Genomic DNA, 18,324 nt, shown 5'->3' with positions numbered 1-18,324 from the left:
GCACCGGATGCCCGGGCGAACCCCCTACAGCGGGGCGGATGCGCCCGCCGGGATCTCCAGTCCCAGCAGCGCGTTTTCCACGACCTCGCTCAGCGCCGGGTGGATCCAGAACTGCCCGCGGGCCATGGTCGCCACGTCCAGCCCGGTGGCCATGGCCTGGATCAGCGGCTGGATCAGCAGCGAAGCCTCGTGCCCCATGATGTGGGCGCCCAGCAGCAACCCGGTGTCCCGGTGGGCCAGCAGCTTCACGATGCCCTCGGAATCCTCCATGGCCCAGCCGTAGGCGGTGGACCCGTAGGGCTGGATGACCGAGAGCACAGCGTCGTCCCCGTGTTCGGCGCGCGCCTGGGCCTCGGTGGCGCCGACGTAGGCGATCTGCGGGTTGCTGAACACCGCGGCCGGCACGGCGCGGCGGTCCATGGGCCGCATCGCGCCGGGGTTCTCCAGGTTGTGGATCACCACGCGCGCCTCGCGGTTGGCCACGTGCTTGAGCTGCTCGGTGTTGGCCGCGTCGCCGAGGCCGAAGATGCCCTCCACGGGAAGGCCGTCGGCCACCACGCGCTGGTACTCGTCCACCACCAGCGAGCCGTCCTCGCGCAGCTCGAACCCGAGCTCCGCGACCCCGAGGGCATCGGTGTTGGGCGTGCGCCCGGTGGCGACCAGCACCACGTCGGCCTCGAGGTCCAGGGGCTGCCCGTCGCGCTCCAGGCGGACGACCAGCGAATCGTCGCGCTGCTCGATTCCCTGCAGCCCCGCGTTGAGCTCGACGCCCCAGCGCGCGGATGCTGCCTGCGTGAAGGCCGCGGAGATGTCGGCGTCCTGCCGGCGCATCAGCGCGCCGGAGCGGTTGACCTGGGTGACATCGCTGCCCAGCGCGGAGAAGACGGCCGCGAATTCGCTGGCGATGTAGCCGCCGCCGAGGATCACCAGGCGCTGGGGCAGCGCGTCGAGGCGCATGATGGTGTCCGAGGTGTGCACCCCGGGCAGGTCGATCCCCTCGACCTGCGGCAGCACCGGGCGCGAGCCGGTGGCGATCACGATGTTGTCGGCGGTGATGCTCTGGCCGCTGGCGGTGTTCAGCTCGTTGCGCGAGACGAACCGGACATGCTCGGTGTAGAGCGTGACGTTTTCCAGTTCGTGGGCGCGGTAGTTCTTGCCGGCCTCGGAGATGGCGTCGATGCGCCCGAAGATCCGATCCCGCATCGCCGCCCAGTCGGCCCCGTCGAAGCTCATCGACACGCCCAGGGCCTTGGCCTCGGCCACGGATGCGGCCAGCTGCGCCGGGTAGACGAACATCTTGGTGGGGATGCAGCCGACATTCAGGCAGGTGCCGCCGAAGGTTCCGGCATCGATGATCGCCACCTTCCGCCCGTCCCAGTGCTCGGTGATCAGCGAGTTTCCGGATCCCGATCCGATGATGGCGAGGTCGTAGTGTGCCATGTGGTGTTTGGTGCTCCTTCAAGGATGGTGGTCAGTTCGTCGACAAGTTGGCCCAGGGCCCGCCGCGTCGCCCGCTTCGGGGCGGGTCTTCCGGAGGCGGACAGGCCCAGCGCCGCGTCGAAGGGCAGCAGGATCACCGGCCGGTCGAGGTCCGCCGGGAGCACCAGCTCCCCGCCGTCCCCGGCCCCGAGGTTTACAACCACGAGTGTGCGTGCGGGTATTCCCGGCCTGCCGTTGGCCTCCAGCCAGAGCAGCTTCTCGCCCAGCGTTGCGGTGAGGTCCGGGTCCCCCGGGGAAACGAGCACCAGCGCGTCGGTGTCATCGAGCATTCCGGCGAACGCTGCCCGGAGCAGGCCCGGTCCGCCCGTGCGGATCCGCCAGCCGCTTCCCTCGATCCGGGGCGCCAATGCGGCCGCCAGCGTCGTGGCGCCGGCGTGCTCCTCCAGGGAGAGGAGCGTGATGACCCGGTGGTCCCGGGCGGGCACTGCTGCATCCGGCAGGGGCGCGGGAACCGGGTCCAGGGGCCGGCCGGGATCCGGCGTGCCGCCGTGGCCCGGGCCGCCGTCGTCCTCCGGCAATTCCTCGGTTTCCGCCTCGGCATCGGATTCCGCTGCGTCCGCGGCCGTGTCTCCGGCAGCGGGAGCCCCGGCGTCCTTCCGGCCGCCGGGATCGGCGGGTGCCGGGTGCCCCTCGTCCGGGGGCCCGTCGCCGGTTGGCCCGTCGGGGCTCGATGCGGCGGGGATTGGTGGCTCGGGCGTTGGCGCCGCGGTCGACGCCGCATCCTCGGTTGCCGACCCTTCGGTGGCCTCCTGCCCCGGTGCCGGCGGCAAGGGGTCGGTGGCTCCGCCGGAGGTTGGCGCGGCGGGCCCGGACGTCCTGTCGCCGGCGCTGCCCGGGGAATCGGCCGGGGCGGCTCCCGTTTCCGGGGCAACCCGACCTGCCCGCCGCGCGAGCCATCGTGCAATGAGGCCTGTCCGCTTGCTGGCCATGGGGCCCACTCCTTACCAGCGGCTCCCCTGGCTCGGTTTGCCGCCACATGTTTCCTGCCCCTGGCGCATCCACTGGCAGTTCGCACCATAACACGCGAACGGGGATGGACCGTGCCGCGGCCCCGGTGTCGGGGTGCGGCGGGTCCATCCCCGTGCGCATCAGGTGCCCTGGTGCCGGCCCGCCGTTGCGGGCCGGCGAGGGCGGCTAGGCCGTCTCGATGACCAGCAGCAGATCCCCGCCCTGGACCTGGGAGGTGCCGGAGATCGCCAGGCGGGCCACGGTGCCGGCCACCGTGGAGGTGATTCCGGCTTCCATCTTCATGGCCTCGATGGTGGCGACCGTGCCGCCGACCTCGATCCGGTCGCCCACCGCGACCTGCGGGGTCACCGCACCGGCAAACGGCGCGGCAACGTGGTTCGGGTTCCCCGCGTCGGCCTTCTCGGCGACGACCACGGTGGACTCCACCGAGTTGTCGCGCACCAGAAGCTGGCGCGACTGCCCGTTGAGCAGCACCGTGACGGTGCGCATGCCCTTCTCGTCGGACTCGGAGATCGACTGCAGGATCACCAGCAGGCGCACGCCCTTGCCCAGCGAGACCACGTGTTCGCGGCCCTTGACCAACCCGTAGAGGTAGTCGCGGGTGTGCAGCGTGGAGACGTCGCCGTAGTTTTCGACGGTCGCCTCGTAGTCACGGGTCGGTCCGGCGAAGAGCAGGCGGTTGAGCGTGGCGCGCCGGGTGTCCGAATCCTTGTTCAGCGCGGCGGAGTCCTCGGCCGAAAGCTCCTCGACGTGCGGGCGCACGACGCGGCCCTCGAGGGCCTTGGAACGGAACGGCTCGGGCCAGCCGCCCGGCGGGTTGCCGAGCTCGCCGGAGAGGAACTGGATGACCGAGTCCGGGATGTCGAAGGACTTCGGGTCGCGCGCGAACTCGTCCGGGTCGACGCCCATGCCCACCAGCTGCAGGGCGAGGTCGCCGACCACCTTGGAGGACGGAGTGACCTTCACCAGGCGGCCCAGGATGTGGTTCGCCGCGGTGTACATGTCCTCGATGGCCTCGAAGCGCTCCCCCAGGCCCAGCGCGATGGCCTGCTGGCGCAGGTTCGACAGCTGGCCGCCGGGGATCTCGTGGCGGTAGACCCGTCCGGTCGGCGCGGCAAGCCCGGACTCGAACGGTGCGTACATGGTGCGCACCGATTCCCAGTACGGCTCCAGGGAGGCCGCGGCCTCCAGGGAGATGCCGGTGTCGCGCTCGGTGTTCTCCAGCGCGGCCACCAGTGCCGAGGCGGAGGGCTGGGAGGTGGTCCCTGCCATGGATGCGGCGGCAACGTCCACCGCGTCGACACCCGCGTTGATGGCAGCCATGAGCGTGGCCATCTGGCCGCCGGCGGTGTCGTGGGTGTGCAGGTGCACCGGAAGGTCGAAGCGTTCGCGCAGCGCGGTGACCAGCTTGGCGGCCGCTGCGGGGCGCAACAGCCCGGCCATGTCCTTGATGGCCAGGATGTGCGCGCCGGCATCGACGATTTCCTGGGCCAGGTTCAGGTAGTAGTCGAGGGTGTACAGGTCCTCGGCCGGATCCAGCAGGTTGCCGGTGTAGCACAGGGCCACCTCGGCCACCGCGGTGCCGGTGGCGCGGACCGCCTTGATGGCCGGGGCCATCTGCGAGACGTCGTTGAGCGCATCGAATATGCGGAAGATGTCGATGCCGGTGGCGGCGGCTTCCTTCACGAACGCGTCGGTGACCTCGGTCGGGTACGGGGTGTAGCCCACGGTGTTGCGTCCGCGCAGCAGCATCTGCAGCGGGATGTTGGGCAGCTCGGCACGCAGCAGCGCCAGGCGCTTCCACGGGTCCTCGCCCAGGAAGCGCAGCGACACGTCGTAGGTCGCACCTCCCCAGACCTCCATGGAGAACAGCTGCGGCAAAACGTGCGCGTAGGCCGGGGCCGCGGCCAGCAGGTCGCGGGTGCGCACGCGGGTGGCCAGCAGCGACTGGTGGGCGTCGCGGAAGGTGGTGTCGGTGACGGCCACGGCGGTCTCCGCACGCAGGGCCTTGGCGAAGCCCTCCGGGCCGAGTTCCAGCAGGCGCTGGCGCCAGCCGTCGGCCGGGGCCTGGTCCGAGGGACCGTCGAACGGGCTGCGCTCCGGCTCGGAGGCCTTGTCCCCCGGGAAGGAGGGAAGCTTCTTGCGCGGGTCGATGCCTTCCACGCGTTCCCCGTTGGGCTGGTTGACGGTGACCTCGGCCAGGAAGGACAGGGCCTTGGTGCCGCGGTCCTGGGACTTGCGTCCGGCCAGCAGCTCGGGGTGCTTGTCGATGAAGTCGGTGGCGACCTCCCCGGCCAGGAATGCCGGGTCGTCCAGCACGTTCTGCAGGAACGGGATGTTGGTGGTGACCCCGCGAACACGGAATTCGGCCAGCGCGCGCCGCAGCCGGGCAGCGGCCGTGGCGAAGTCGCGGCCGCGGCAAGTGAGCTTGACCAGCATCGAGTCGAAGTGCGGGGAGACCTCGGCACCGGTGTAGATGGTGCCGCCGTCCAGGCGCACCCCGGAGCCGCCGGCCGAGCGGTACACCGTGATGGTGCCGACGTCCGGGCGGAACCCGTTGGCCGGGTCCTCGGTGGTGATGCGCGACTGCATGGCGACGCCGCGGATCTGCAGCTCGTCCTGGCGGATGCCCAGGTCCTCGAGCGTGGCGCCGGCGGCAATGCGCATCTGCGCCTGCACCAGGTCGACGTCGGTGATTTCCTCGGTGACCGTGTGCTCAACCTGGATGCGCGGGTTCATCTCGATGAACACGTGCTGCCCGGCGCGCTCGCCCTCGGTGTCCACGAGGAACTCCACGGTGCCGGCGTTCTGGTAGTTCAGTGCCTTGGCGAACTTGACCGCGTCCTTGTAGAGCGCCTGGCGGATGGACTCGTCCAGGTTCGGCGCAGGGGCGATCTCGATGACCTTCTGGTGGCGGCGCTGCAGCGAGCAGTCCCGCTCAAAGAGATGCACGACGTTTCCGTGCTCGTCGGCAAGGATCTGCACCTCGATGTGGCGCGGACGCAGCACGGCCTGTTCGACGAACATCGTGTCATCGCCAAAGGCGCTTGCTGCTTCGCGCATCGCTGCGGAGAGCGATTCGGCCAGCTGGTCGCGGGTGTCAACGCGGCGCATGCCGCGGCCGCCTCCGCCGGCCACTGCCTTGACGAAGACCGGGAAGCCGATCTTGTCCGCCTCCGCGGTGAGGTACTCGACATCGGAGCTGGGTTCCGAGGACTGCAGCACCGGGATGCCCGCGGCACGGGCAGCACGCAGGGCCTCCACCTTGTTTCCGGCCAGTTCAAGGATCTCGGCCGCCGGGCCGATGAACTTGATGCCGGCTTCGGCCGCTGCGCGCGAGAGGTCGGGGTTTTCGGCCAGGAATCCGTAGCCCGGGTAAATGGCATCCGCGCCGGCTTCCTTGGCGACACGGATGACTTCTGCAACATCCAGGTACGCACGGACCGGATGGCCCTCCTGGCCGATCTGGTACGCCTCATCTGACTTCTGGCGGTGGATCGAATTGCGATCCTCGTACGGGTAGACGGCGACGGTCTTCGCGCCCAGCTCATAGCCGGCACGGAAGGCGCGAATTGCGATCTCGCCGCGGTTGGCTACCAAGATCTTCTTAAACATGGCGCTCCTGCGAAATGATAATCGGGGGTGAAAACGCACGCGATTCTGGATCTGAACCGGTGCCTCGTGGCGGGTGTCGGCCTAAGTGCGGCGTCCCAAAATCACACCCTACCGTGATCGGCCACACGTCCGGCAAAAGATTGCGCCGGGCACGAAACAGTGGTGTCAATCGGTCATTTTCCCCCGTGGCGGCAAAGGAAGCAGAACCCGATTATGATGTTATGGGAACCAGTCGTTACATCGCGAGCAACTAACAGTAGAAAAGGGCGTGGTCCGTTCCGTGCAGGTAGTGAGCATTAGCAGCCTTAAAGGTGGCGTAGGGAAGACCTCCGTTACATTGGGGCTCGCTTCGGCCGCCCTTGCAGCTGGTATCCCCACACTCGTCATCGATCTGGATCCCCACGCCGATGCCAGCACCGGCCTGGGCGTGCGTGCCGACGGCAAGATGACCATCGGACGGATGCTGAAGGCCTCCCGCAAGGCAAGCTTGTCCGACAACATCGTTTCCAGCTCGTGGCAGGCCAAGGCCGTCTCCAAGCGGTCACTGACCCGTGTCCCGGTGCTCGATGTGGCCGTGGGCGATGCCTACACCGGCATCTACGACCGCCCCGACCTGCGCGCCCGCGACCTGCGCCGATTGACGCAACTGCTGGGCAAGACCTCCGGCTACTCCCTGGTCCTCATCGATTGCCCGCCCTCGCTGAACGGCTTGACCCGCATGGCGTGGAGCGCGAGCGACCGCATCCTGCTCGTTGCGGAGCCTTCGCTGTTCTCGGTCGCGGGCACCGAACGCACACAGCGTGCCCTGGAAATGTTCCGCAAGGAGTATGCCCCTGACCTCGGGCGCATCGACGTGGTGGCCAACCGCGTGCGCAAGGATTCGGACGAGCACCGCTTCCGGTTGACCGAGATGCGCTCCATGTTCGGTGCCTCCGTGTTGAGCCCCGAGCTTCCGGAATTCTCAGACTGGCAGCAGATCCAGGGAGCCGCGTACTCCGTGCACCAGTGGCCGGGCCAGCCGGCCCAGAGGACCGCCGGGCTCTTCGACGAGTTGCTGCGAAACATCACCGACACGGCAGCAAAGCCCGGTCGCGCATAGCCCGGTCGGGTTTCCGCATCCGAAACACGAAAACCGCTCCATGGACCACCGGCATTGCCGGCCGGACCTAGGGGCGGTTTCTTGTTGGCGGCCCATCTTGTGCCGGCACGGCCGTCCTGACGCCAAAAGGATGCAGGCCGGATACCTCCCGTTGGCGCCCTGGGGCGTTCCGGTGGCTTCCGGCCTGCAATCGTGGATCCTTGGGAGCTCGGGCCTAGCTGGCCGAACGCTTGGCAGCCCGGCGCTGGGCCAGTTCGTCTTCCGGGAAATCCGAGGCGCGCTCGCTGGGCAGCTGCGACAGAGATCCCTCAACCTCACGCCACACGCGCCCCACGGCGATCCCGAACACTCCCTGGCCTCCCTGCACCAAATCAATGACTTCATCTGCCGAGGTGCACTCGTACACGGAGGCGCCGTCGCTCATCAAAGTGATCTGGGCCAGGTCCTCGACACCGTGCTCGCGCAGGTGCCCGACAGCGGTCCGGATCTGCTGCAGCGAGACGCCGGTGTCCAAGAGGCGCTTGACGACCTTGAGGACCAGGATGTCACGGAAGCCGTAGAGTCGTTGGGTGCCCGACCCGCTGGCTCCGCGCACCGCCGGTTCCACCAGTCCGGTGCGTGCCCAGTAGTCGAGCTGGCGGTAGGTGATGCCTGCGGCCTTGCAGACGATCGGGCCCCGGTACCCGGCGTCCTCGTCGAGGACCGGCAGGTCCTCGGTGAACAGGAGCCCCTGGGTATTGTGATGGGACGCGGCATGCCGCAGGGGCTTCGCGTTTTGGTCGTCCGTGGGATTCATTGGAATCTCCTTGCTCAAGCATCCCCGTGAGGGAAGGAGGGATGCCGGGGCGTCGAGCGACTTCGTTGCGAGTGAAACCGAAAACCGTCCGTGGCATACCTTGGGAAACTTATGCTTCGACGGTACGACTACATTGGGGCTGCGTCAAAGACCTTCAAGCTTTACTTGAGGCGTGTCGCGGACGGTCGTCTATTTATCGAAATCTTCAGGCTCGACCTCGTTGAGGAATTCACGGAATTCCCGCACCTGGTCCTCCTCGCCCTCGGCGACCTCGGAATCGTCCGAAACCATCACCGAGGCCTCGTCAAGGACACTCTCGTCGCACAGGATCGGGCACTGCGCGCGCAGCGCCAGCGCGATGGCGTCCGAGGACCGCGCATCGACACGGACGTCGTCGGCAAAGACCAGTTCCGCGGTGAATACCGCGTTGAGGACCGAGACGATTTCCACGCGCACCAGGGGCGCGTGCAGCGCCTGCAAGGTGGAGATCATCAGGTCATGGGTCAGCGGCCGCGGCGGGACGATCCCCTGCTGGAACATGGCAATGGCCGAGGCCTCCGGGGCACCGATCCAGATCGGCAGGTGGCGTTGGGTGTTGGCTTCCTTGAGCAGGACAAGCGGCTGGTTGGAGGGAAGTTCAATGCGAACTCCCACAACTTCAAGTTCATGCATGGTTCGCTCCTTACTCGGGCGGCTGCAAGCTGCAGCTGCCGTGGCCGACCTAATGATCCAGTTTGGCAATCGCCCCATTGACGAGCGCACCGTGCAATGCCATGCAGGCATCGCTGATTTCCCGGGCGGTCTCGGCGGCACGCGCACGCGATGCCACGTCGCCCCGGCTCATGTGCGGTGCCACGACCCGTTCGACCAAGCCGACTTCACGGTCTGCGGCCGCTCGGAAGGCGCGCAGGTGGCGTGGTTCGATGCCGTGCGCCGCCAATGCCGCGGAGGCCGCGGCGATCCTTTGTGCGTGCTCATCGAAGCGGTCGTTCTCCGGCACGATCATGCCAAAGGCCAACAAGTCATCGACCAACTCGGCGCTGGCACCGCACAGGCCCTGCAACTCGGCCTTGGTCACCGGACGGGTCCGGGCCACCAGGTCCTGGGTCATCTGTTCGCTGATGCTGCGCGGAGCCAGCGTGTGGCCGCCGGGCAGCTGGTCGGGGCGCTCGCCCCGGTCAACGGCGTCCAGGTAGTCCTTGATGACCTTCAGCGGCAGGTACTGGTCACGTTGTAGACCCAGAATGAAACGCAGTCGACCCACGTCGTCGGGCAGGTACTTGCGGTACCCCGCGGATGTGCGTTGCGGGGTCAGCAGGCCCTTTTCCTCGAGGAAACGAATTTTCGACGCAGTCACCTGCGGGAATTCATCATGAAGCTCCGACAGCACCTCACCGATATTGAGCGCGACGGCGCGTTGGCCGTCGCCGGCCACTACTGCCAGTCGCGGGTTTCGGGCTGCCTGATTCACTAAGTTGTCCTGCTTAGTCGCGGGTGTTGGCCGGGTTGTTGGGCAGCGAGTTGTAGAAGGTCAGACGGAACTTGCCGATCTGCACTTCCGAGCCGTTGGCCAAGCGCACCGAGTCGACCCGGTCGTTGTTGACGTAGGTCCCGTTCAGCGAACCGCTGTCCACGACACTGAATCCGTTGGCGTCGCGAATGAACTTGGCATGCTTGCGCGAGACCGTGACGTCGTCGAGGAACACTGCGGCGTCCGGGTGGCGTCCTGCCTGTGTCACGTCCTGATCCAGGAGGAAGCGTGCGCCCTGGTTCGGTCCGGAGTGTGCGATCAGCAACGCGGAACCGTGCGGCAGTGCGGAAACGGCTGCGCGCTCTTCGGGGCTCAGGCCATAGAAAACTACAGGTTCCCGCGTTACCGGTGGCAAGGCAATTCCCGTAGTTTCGGTTGACGTCTCTTGCTGCTGGTTAGGCACCTGAGCTTCAGCCATTTCCGGTCCTCCCAAAATTCTTTCTCGTAATTCCCTTTGGACGCTGCCCCACCCCAAATTGAGGCAATCGTCCCATCACCAGATTAGCCTACTAGCCGCCAACGGGTTTTCGAGAATAACGTCGCAGTAAATCTCCGCAGTTGCGTGTTCGGCATGGGAGGATGCAATTATGGCTGATTCCGAGAACCAAGCTCCGTCCACGACGACGGCCTCGCCCAAATCCGACCCGAAGCCCCGGTGGGGCCTCCGTCTGGGACTAGGTGCCGCAGCACTGGTGTTGCTGGCAATTGTCTACTTTGTTGTACGCCTATTCCTGCCCGTTTGGTGGGCCACCCGAATTGGAAATCAAACGCAGGGCTCGATCACCAGCGGGATCCTCCTTGGCCTCATCTACGGCTTTGTATTCACCTTTGTTCCGTTGCTCATTGCATGGCAGGCCCGGTACAAGAAAGTCTCATGGCCGTGGAAGTCCGTGATCGTGCTGGTGGCCGTCTTGGTGGCGATACCGAACCTGCTGACCCTGAGCATCTACGCAAATTCCTCCAGCTCTGCCACCAAGGCCAGGACCATGATCGACACCAGCGCCACCTGGTTCCCGTCGTGGAGCATCGGCGGTGCAATCGCCGGTTTGGTGCTGTTCGTAGGCATTGCCGCGTTCTGGCACCTGTGGCACTCGCGCGGCAAGAAGATCAAGGCCATGAAATCCGACATCAAGGCGCGGAGCACCGCTCAGGCGGCATCCTCGAATCCCGAGTTGCCGAACACACCGGGTCGCCCGGCTCCGGCCTCCGAGGCCGGTCTGGGTGAGGCGCAGTCTCCCACCTTGTCGCCGGACCAGCGCGCCGGCGACTCCAAGCCGTCCAGCTAACCGCCACGGCCCCAAGCCACACCCCAAGGCGCCCTGCCAGGCTTCTCCCCGTTGACGACGGTGAGCCGCAAGTGGTGGGGCGCCTTGCTGTTGCCCCTGCGGCGAGGCTGCCACCATCCGCCGGCGTTCGTCGGCTCCGGGGCATCTGGAGGGAACTCTCCGGCCCTCAAACCCAGACACCGGGGAAACGGCCTGCACCACGGCCAGGCGGCAACAATCCAGCGATGGGCCCCAAGGCAAGCGCCTCCGGGGCGTTGCCTGGGTGTTGGCAGCCCAAGTAGCGAATCGGAAACCCGCAGAAGTGCGCAGCGGCGCTCGATCTGTGCGAGTCCCGCATCCAGCCAGATGCGGCTGGTTCCGCCGGTGGCTGCGGACGCGTGCGAGCGTGGGCGCGTCCAGATAATCGCAATGTGCGCCAGCTGGCGCAGCTTCCCCAAGGTTGAAACATAAACTGAACATATATTCCAACAATGTGGCGATGCCAATCTTACGAGCCAGGAAAACTAAGCGTCCGAGCCGTGGGCCAGGCTGACAATTTTAATTGCTCACATCGGCCACTGGTCGGTTCACTGCTTCGTCCAGACCTCGCATTCCTTTTCGACGTTGAACGACTCGCCCTTTCTGACGGTGACGACCGCTCCCGCTGCGGCGTAGATAATGAAGTTGTTGGCGATGATCTTGCCATTGGGCGTGGCACGCTCCCAATAGCAGTCGCTGATCTTCTTGCTGCTGCGGTAGGTTCCCGCTGGGATGTCTTCGCCAACGACATAGTCGCCGTGGGTGAACTTTGCCCCCGTGGCCCATGCCGCGAGTTCCTTGTGGAATGGGGCCTTCGGGCACAGCTCAGCCGCTGCTTCCAGCCACGGCAGGGGTATCGTGCCCCAATCCTCTTCGTAGGCAGGAGGTACGGCGCAGTGTTCCATTGCCGTGGCATAGGCGTTCACGGGTACTTCGTCGCCATCCCAGTGCTCGTTCGCGATCTTGGCGATCCGAGACTCTTCCTTGGTCGGTTCCCACTCGGCCGTAGCGACGTACTCGACAGAGCAGGTGGTGAATTCCTTGAACGATTTGCTCTTCCACACCTCGCTGAGTTCAGCGAAGCTGTCGTGGACGTTGCCGTCACCGTATTCCCCGTTGTTGCAGGAAATCTCCCACGGGGCGTCAACACCTGCGGCCTCCGGGCCCCACAAGGGATCGCCGAATGTCAGCTCTATAATCTGCCCAGGCTCCACAACGCGTCCCGCCGCAGGCACCTGCTCCACCACAATCAGGCGCTTCAGCTCCTCGGCGCCAAGAGCCTGGTCATCCTTGACGACGACATCATCTTCCAGGAAGGATTCGACGACGTAACCGCCCGCGGAGAGAAGCCCCGCGCCTTCGAATGCCGAGAGGCCTACGACTGCCGGCGCCCGCACGATCCCCGCCACCGCTCCGTTCGAGGGGGCAGCGATAACCGGCGACGAGTCCCCGGAGCTCGGCCCGGCACCTTCACCGACTGCTGCACTGCATCCGACGAGCAGCAGTGAGCCGCAAACCAGCAGGCCCAGAGCAGTTTTGACGCTCTTCCTGTAAAACATGACGCTCCCCCAACTAGTGGTCAACTAAAAATCAGGATCTTGATTCTTTTCGCCGCGCTCGCCGTGTACCTCATCGAACTTTTCGTGATGGGTCTTGAAAGACGGGTGTGCGGCGAGCTGCCCTATCGGCGGCGGGATCTCGAAGTCTGAATCATCCGGGTGTGGGATCTTCTGTTCGTGGCCTACCTCACGGCTGGGGCCAACGGCACGAAGAGTGCGCTTGCTGGGTGGATTCGCTTGGAGCCTGTCCTGAATGTCATGGCTACCTGCTTCAAGATTAACGCCGGCCAGCCACGCGATCGCCCTAATCGTGCAATCACTAGGAGTCGACTTGTATGTGCCGTTGCGGATCTGGTTCAGCGTCCCATACACGATCTGATGCCCAGCCGCTGGCGCCTTCATTGCGAGCTGTCGCGCCGACGTGCCGTGGTGTTGAATCGCCACGTCGACTAGCTCGTGAAGCGTTGATGGTTGTTTCACGGCTTTGAGTCTTCCTAGATCGTCGGCACTTGCTCAAGTGGCACAAGCTGGTTTCTGACAAGTAGCCAATACATCCTTGCAGGTCTGGCGCCAACTTTCCCACTTGTGGCATTGACCATGCATGTATGCAGTCGTGCATAGTGAAATTGTCAGACCGAAGAAGAAAGGGATGCTGATCATGCGAAGCAATCGCAAGCACTTGAACCTCGAACGATAGGAGTTCTGGATGCGCGTCAAGAATCCGGACGCTCTCCGGCGCCAGAGGGTGGGGCGCATTTCTGCGTTAAGTTAAGCTGCTGCCCCGCCGGGCCCCCGGACGCGCCAGCCACCGGTGAGCGCGTGATGGACCAGCTCCCAGGTGAGGATGTCCGAGGTTTTGGCACCGAGGGAGACCTGCACCTGCCACACCAGCGAGTCGATCCGGAACGGCTCACCCGTTCGGCACCCGCAGCTCCGTCTCCCACCAGGCGAAGCGCTCGAACCACCGCACCGGCTGCGCCACCACATTCCACACGCGACCCTGCCGGCGCACCCGAAGCGGCTGCCCGGCAGTCGTCCACTGCACCTCGATACTTTCCATGGGAACGAACATACGATATCGGACCGACCAACCAGGTTCGCACAGGTACTCGCCCCGCGGATTCATCTCATCGAAATCGTGGGCGCTTTCGGTTCCGGTAGACCAACAGCAATCCCAGGAAACCAGCGGAAGTGACACCATGCCCCCGGACATGGAAAAACCCCGGCAGTTCAACGCTACTTCGTTGATCTGCCGGGGTTGTAACCGGTCGGGCTAGCGGGATTCGAACCCACGGCCTCCTGACCCCCAGTCAGGCGCGCTACCAAGCTGCGCCATAGCCCGGTTGCTTTCGCAGCCGTTCTCCCTCACTCTCGTGAAGGTGCCGTCTGCGAAAAGCTCCGTGATTACCCTACCCTATTTTTTCGACTACTTCGAACGCTGGCGCTTTTCGCGCACCCGCATCGCCACTTCGATGGGCGTACCCTCGAAGCCGAAGGTCTCACGAAGCCTGCGGGTAATGAATCTGCGGTACCCGGGATCCAAGAAACCTGTGGTGAACAGCACAAAACGGGGTGGTCGCGAGGACACCTGGGTGCCGAAGAGAATACGTGGCTGCTTGCCTCCGCGCAGGGGGTGCGGGTGCGCCGCCACAAGCTCGCCCAGGAAGGTGTTGAGCTTGCCGGTGGAGATGCGCTTGTCCCAGGACTCCAGGGCCGTGTGCAGGGCGGGGACGAGCTTGTCCTTGTGCCATCCGGTCTTCGCCGAGATGTTCACCCGGGGTGCCCACTCCACGTGCGCCAGGTCGGTCTCGATCTCGCGCTCCAGGTAACGGCGGCGGTCGTCGTCCATCAGGTCCCACTTGTTGAAAGCGAGCACCAGGGCACGGCCCGAATCGATAGTCATCTGCAGGATGCGCACATCCTGCTCGGAGAGGACCTCGTCCACCGCAACGAGCACGACGGCGACCTCGGCCTTTTCCAGGGCGGCCTGGGTACGCAGCGAGGCGTAGTAGTCCGAGCCCTGCGCCATGTGCTGGCGGCGGCGGATGCCGGCGGTGTCCACGAAGCGGAAGATCTCGCCGCCAAGCTCGACGAGCTCGTCGACCGGGTCGCGGGTGGTGCCCGCGACGTTGTCGACGACCACGCGCTCGGAACCGGCCATCTTGTTCAGCAGCGAGGACTTGCCCACGTTCGGGCGGCCGATCAGCGCGATGCGGCGCGGGCCGCCGCGCGGGATGATGCCGCCGAAGGCGGAGAACTCGGGAAGCTTGGCCACCACGGCGTCCAGCAGGTCGGCCGCGCCGCGGCCGTGCAGGGCGGAGACCGGCCAGGGCTGGCCGAAGCCCAGGCCCCAGAGGAATGCGGCCTCGGATTCCTGGTTGAAGTCGTCGACCTTGTTGGCCACCAGCAGCACCGGCTTCTTCTTCCGGCGCAGCATCTTCACGACCGCCTCGTCGGTGGCGGTGGCGCCGACGCGCGAGTCCACGACGAAGAGGATGACGTCGGCCAGGTCGGCTGCGACCTCGGCCTGCTCGGCGACGCGGGCGTGGATGCCCTTGGCATCGTGCTCCCAGCCGCCGGTGTCAACGATGGTGAATTTCTTGCCCAGCCACTCGGCCTGGTAGGACACGCGGTCGCGGGTCACGCCCGGGACGTCCTCCACGACGGCCTCGCGGCGGCCCAGGATGCGGTTGACCAGCGTGGACTTGCCCACGTTGGGGCGCCCGATGATGGCCACGACCGGCGGGATGACCTCGTCGGCGTCGTCGTCGAAGTCGTCGCCCAGGTGCGCCAGAAGTTCGGCGTCCTCCGGGTCCAGTTCGTAGTCGTCGAGGCCGGCCAGCAGCGCGGTGGCGCGTGCGTCGGCATCCTCGTCGCTGATCTCGGCCAGGCGGTCGGCGATGTGGTCCTCGTTGAACGGGACGTATTCGGCGCCCTCGTCCGGAAGCAGGCTCTCACTCATGGTGTGGTTCCTTTGCGTTGCGTGCCTCCACCAAACGCGGAAGCCGGTATCAATTCAAGCATGTCTCCCGCCCGCGTGTTTCGGTGCCTGGGCACCGCTGCCGCTGGCGGGGATGGTGTGATCCGTTGGTGCTGGATCGAAGTGGTGGAGCTAGGCGGCCTGGGCCTTGATGGCTTCGAGGACGGTTGCAACCGTTTGCTCGAAGTCCAGTTCCGAGGAATCCACGGTAACGACGCCGTCGGCGGCGACCTGGAAGTTGACCACGGTCGAGTCCTTGGCGTCGCGGGCGAGCACCTGGGCCTCGAGCTGGGCGGCGGACTGGGTGCCGCCCAGCTGCAGCCCGCGGCGGCGCAGGCGCGCTTCCTCGGAGGCGGTGAGCAGGATGCGGGCCTCCGCGTCGGGTGCCACCACGGTGGTGATGTCCCGGCCCTCGGCCACGATGCGCGGGTGCGCCGCGATGATGGCGCGCTGGCGTGCCACCAGCTCCGCGCGTGCCTCCAGGTTCGTCGCGACGGCCGATACGGCAGCGGAGACGAACGGCTCGCGGATCGTCTCGGTCACGTCGGTGCCGTGGATCGTCACCATTTCCACGTCGGGATCGGTGGAGATGAACAGGTCGGCGGCCTTCACCGCCGCGGCGACCGCGGCGGCATCGGCCAGGTCGGTGCCGGCATCCAGCGCATGCCAGGTCACGGCGCGGTACATCGCACCGGTGTCCAGGTACGCTGCGCCCAGGCGGCGGGCGGCCTCCTTGGAGACCGAGGACTTGCCGCTTCCGGAGGGGCCGTCGATGGCCACCGTGATTTTCTGCATTACTGCGCAACCTTCCAGCCAAGTGCACTAAGCACTGTGATCAATTCTTCGCGACGTCCCGGGATGACCGAGACGTCGACCAGGCCGACCTGGTGGCCGGCGGAGTGTTCGACCCGAAGGTCCTCGACGTTGATGCCGGCATCCCCGATGTCGGCCAGCAGCTTGGCGACCTGCCCGGGCCTGTCCTTGACCACGACGGTGACCAGCGCGAAGGCCTGCGGCGGGGCGCCGTGCTTGCCCGGGATCCGCGCCTGCCCGGCGTTGCCCTCCCCCATCAGCTGGGCGAGGTCCAGCAGCGCGCCGGAGGCCGTCGGGTCCGAGAGGGTGGCGACAAGCCGGTCCAGGTCCTCGCGCATGCCGCGCAGGATCGGGACCAGTGCGCCGGCGTTGTGGCTGAGAATCTGGATCCACAGCTTCGGGTCCGAGGCCGCGATCCGGGTGGTGTCGCGCAGCCCGTTGCCGGCCAGCGCCAGCGAGTGGCCCGGGGCGTTGAGCAGCCGCGAGGCGATCAGCGAGGAGGCGACCTGCGGGAAGTGCGAGATCAGCGCGACCGAGGCGTCGTGGTCCTGCGCGTTCATGCGCGCGACCGTGGCGCCCAGGTCGATGGCCAGCGCCTCGGCGGTCTTCACCGAGTCGCCGCGCGACCCCGCGTGCGCGCAGATCACCCACGGCATCGAGGTGAACAGCTCACCGCGGGCCGAGGCCGGGCCGGAGCGTTCGCGCCCGGCCATCGGGTGGGTGCCCACGTAGCGGGCCAGGTGCTCGTCGGTGATGCGTGCATCGGCACGCACCGCCTCCAGGATCGAGCCCTTGACGGAGGCGATGTCCACCACGGTGGACATCGGGTACTCCAGCAACGCCTGGGTGACCACGGAGGCGGTGACATCCGGCGGCGCGGCGACCACCACGAGCTCGGGGGCCAGCGGGCGCCCCGGGACGTGGATGGTGCCGGCGCCGATGTCCTGTGCGACGGTTTGTGCGCTGGGCGAGGGGTCGACGAGCCAGACGTTCAGTCCGCGCTGGCTCAGCCCCAGCCCGACGCTGGTGCCCAGCAGCCCGGTGCCGATGACCAGGATCGGTCCGGCCAGGTGCGTGGTGGGCATGTGGCTACATCCCCACCATTGCCAGCAGGTGCCCGACTTCCTGCTTGCCCAGCGGGCGGATGGTGCCCTGCTTCTGGTCGCCCAGGCGGATCGGGCCGACCTGGACGCGGACCAGGCGGGTCACCGGGAAGCCGACCTCTTCGAAGAGGCGGCGCACGATGCGGTTGCGCCCGGAGTGCAGGATGACCTCCACGAGCACGTGCCCGGGGGTGGAGTCGATCAGGCGGAAGGAGTCGACGGACTGCCAGCCGTCCTCCAGCTTGATGCCCTTCTTCATCTGCGCGCCGATGCCCGAAGGCAGCGGGCCGCGGACCTGCACCAGGTAGGTCTTGGGGACCTCGTGGGAGGGGTGGGCCAGCCGGTTGGCGGCCTCGCCGTCGTTGGTCAGGATCAGCAGGCCCTCGGTCTGGTAGTCCAGCCGGCCCACGTGGAAGAGGCGCGTCTGGCCCTGCTTGCGCAGGTAGTCCGCGATGCACTTGCGGCCCTCGGGGTCCTCCATGGTGGAGACCACGTTGCGCGGCTTGTTGAAGACGAAGTACTGCATGTCCGCGTTCAGCTGCAGGCGCATGCCGTCCACGTGCACGGAGTCGTGCTCGGGGTCGATGCGGATGCCGGGTTCGGTGATGAGCACGCCGTTGACCTCGACGCGGCCGTTGGCGATCATTTCTTCGCAGACGCGGCGCGAGGCCACCCCGGCGTTGGCCATGACCTTCTGCAGGCGCACGCCCTCGAGGTCCGAGTGCGCGGCGGCCGCCTGTGCCCGCTGGGTGGGCCGGGTGCGCTCGGCATTGACCGGGCCCAGGTTCTTGCCGAAGCGTTCCTTGCCGAAGGCCTGGGGGCCGCCGTACTTCTTCTTGCCCGGGGCCCCGGCCTTCTTGGACTGCTTCGGGCCGCCGTGGGCCTTGGACCAGGAACCGGCCGAGGACTCGGTGCCGCGCTCCGAGCCGGATCGCGGGGTGGAGGAGCGTGGGTTTTGGTCGGAACGGCCAGCACCGGTTGCTCCACGGCCGCGGCCGTTGCCGGAGCCTTGTGGGCGCTGGTTGCCGCGGCCTGGGCGGGATCCCTGGGTCATG

At 66.6% G+C, this 18,324-nt stretch carries 16 protein-coding genes and 1 tRNA gene; 2 read left to right on the top strand and 15 right to left on the bottom strand.

What is annotated here, in order from left to right; all coding sequences use genetic code 11:
* Positions 1–24 precede the first annotated feature (24 nt).
* From FPY90_RS00545 to FPY90_RS00535, 3 genes are all read right to left on the bottom strand, one after another.
* Positions 25–1,440, bottom strand: a complete 1,416-nt coding sequence (locus FPY90_RS00545; RefSeq protein WP_498683266.1) for a mycothione reductase — start codon at positions 1,438–1,440, stop codon at positions 25–27.
* A complete protein-coding gene (locus FPY90_RS00540; RefSeq protein ID WP_498683264.1) occupies positions 1,389–2,429 on the bottom strand; it encodes a hypothetical protein in 1,041 nt (346 codons plus the stop codon). Before FPY90_RS00540 ends, FPY90_RS00545 begins: the two co-directional genes overlap by 52 nt.
* A 205-nt stretch (positions 2,430–2,634) precedes the next feature.
* Positions 2,635–6,084: a pyruvate carboxylase gene (locus tag FPY90_RS00535; RefSeq protein ID WP_498683263.1), complete on the bottom strand. Its 3,450-nt coding sequence runs from the start codon at positions 6,082–6,084 to the stop codon at positions 2,635–2,637.
* A gap of 280 nt (positions 6,085–6,364) precedes the next feature.
* Between FPY90_RS00535 and FPY90_RS00530 the strand changes: the two genes are divergently transcribed.
* The gene (locus FPY90_RS00530) at positions 6,365–7,183 is read left to right on the top strand and encodes a ParA family protein (protein ID WP_071213618.1); all 819 of its coding nucleotides are present in this window, start codon (positions 6,365–6,367) and stop codon (positions 7,181–7,183) included.
* 214 nt (positions 7,184–7,397) lie between these two features.
* On the opposite strand, the gene FPY90_RS00525 is transcribed toward FPY90_RS00530, so the two are convergent.
* The 4 genes from FPY90_RS00525 to FPY90_RS00510 all read right to left on the bottom strand — a co-directional run bounded on the left by FPY90_RS00525 (position 7,398) and on the right by FPY90_RS00510 (position 9,928).
* Positions 7,398–7,979, bottom strand: coding sequence for a MerR family transcriptional regulator (locus FPY90_RS00525; protein ID WP_498683261.1), 582 nt, complete (start codon positions 7,977–7,979; stop codon positions 7,398–7,400).
* Between the two features lie 189 nt (positions 7,980–8,168).
* The gene (locus tag FPY90_RS00520) at positions 8,169–8,651 is read right to left on the bottom strand and encodes a bifunctional nuclease family protein (RefSeq protein ID WP_071213577.1); all 483 of its coding nucleotides are present in this window, start codon (positions 8,649–8,651) and stop codon (positions 8,169–8,171) included.
* A gap of 49 nt (positions 8,652–8,700) precedes the next feature.
* The gene (ftsR, locus tag FPY90_RS00515) at positions 8,701–9,423 is read right to left on the bottom strand and encodes a transcriptional regulator FtsR (protein WP_498685483.1); all 723 of its coding nucleotides are present in this window, start codon (positions 9,421–9,423) and stop codon (positions 8,701–8,703) included.
* Between the two features lie 40 nt (positions 9,424–9,463).
* Positions 9,464–9,928 (bottom strand): FHA domain-containing protein, encoded by a 465-nt coding sequence (locus FPY90_RS00510; protein ID WP_071213579.1) that lies wholly within the window; start codon positions 9,926–9,928, stop codon positions 9,464–9,466.
* Between the two features lie 169 nt (positions 9,929–10,097).
* On the opposite strand from FPY90_RS00510, the gene FPY90_RS00505 reads away from it, so the two are divergent.
* Positions 10,098–10,796, top strand: coding sequence for a hypothetical protein (locus tag FPY90_RS00505; RefSeq protein ID WP_498683257.1), 699 nt, complete (start codon positions 10,098–10,100; stop codon positions 10,794–10,796).
* A 566-nt stretch (positions 10,797–11,362) separates the two neighbouring features.
* On the opposite strand, the gene FPY90_RS00500 is transcribed toward FPY90_RS00505, so the two are convergent.
* The 8 genes from FPY90_RS00500 to FPY90_RS00465 form a co-directional block, all read right to left on the bottom strand.
* Complete coding sequence (locus tag FPY90_RS00500; protein ID WP_498683256.1) at positions 11,363–12,373, bottom strand: PASTA domain-containing protein; 1,011 nt, start codon at positions 12,371–12,373, stop codon at positions 11,363–11,365.
* Positions 12,374–12,397: 24 nt separating this feature from the next.
* Positions 12,398–12,853 carry a hypothetical protein gene (locus tag FPY90_RS00495; protein WP_498683255.1) on the bottom strand — a complete coding sequence of 152 codons (456 nt, stop codon included), beginning with the start codon at positions 12,851–12,853 and terminating at the stop codon, positions 12,398–12,400.
* Between the two features lie 430 nt (positions 12,854–13,283).
* Positions 13,284–13,433, bottom strand: a complete 150-nt coding sequence (locus FPY90_RS00490) for a hypothetical protein (protein WP_498683254.1) — start codon at positions 13,431–13,433, stop codon at positions 13,284–13,286.
* Between the two features lie 208 nt (positions 13,434–13,641).
* A tRNA-Pro gene (locus FPY90_RS00485) sits at positions 13,642–13,715 on the bottom strand.
* 84 nt (positions 13,716–13,799) lie between these two features.
* On the bottom strand, positions 13,800–15,335 hold the full coding sequence (gene der, locus FPY90_RS00480; protein ID WP_498683253.1) for a ribosome biogenesis GTPase Der: 1,536 nt from the start codon (positions 15,333–15,335) through the stop codon (positions 13,800–13,802).
* A gap of 150 nt (positions 15,336–15,485) precedes the next feature.
* On the bottom strand, positions 15,486–16,148 hold the full coding sequence (gene cmk / locus FPY90_RS00475; protein WP_498683251.1) for a (d)CMP kinase: 663 nt from the start codon (positions 16,146–16,148) through the stop codon (positions 15,486–15,488).
* Positions 16,148–17,251, bottom strand: coding sequence for a prephenate dehydrogenase (locus FPY90_RS00470; RefSeq protein WP_498683250.1), 1,104 nt, complete (start codon positions 17,249–17,251; stop codon positions 16,148–16,150). Before FPY90_RS00470 ends, cmk begins: the two co-directional genes overlap by 1 nt.
* Positions 17,252–17,255: 4 nt before the next feature.
* Positions 17,256–18,323, bottom strand: coding sequence for a pseudouridine synthase (locus tag FPY90_RS00465; RefSeq protein WP_071216899.1), 1,068 nt, complete (start codon positions 18,321–18,323; stop codon positions 17,256–17,258).
* Position 18,324: the final 1 nt, after the last annotated feature.

Source organism: Arthrobacter sp. C2 (genome assembly GCA_024207135.1).
Taxonomy (GTDB): Bacteria; Actinomycetota; Actinomycetes; order Actinomycetales; family Micrococcaceae; genus Paeniglutamicibacter.
Note: the sequence above shows the minus strand (reverse complement) of the source record. Positions and strands in the feature narration are given on the sequence as shown.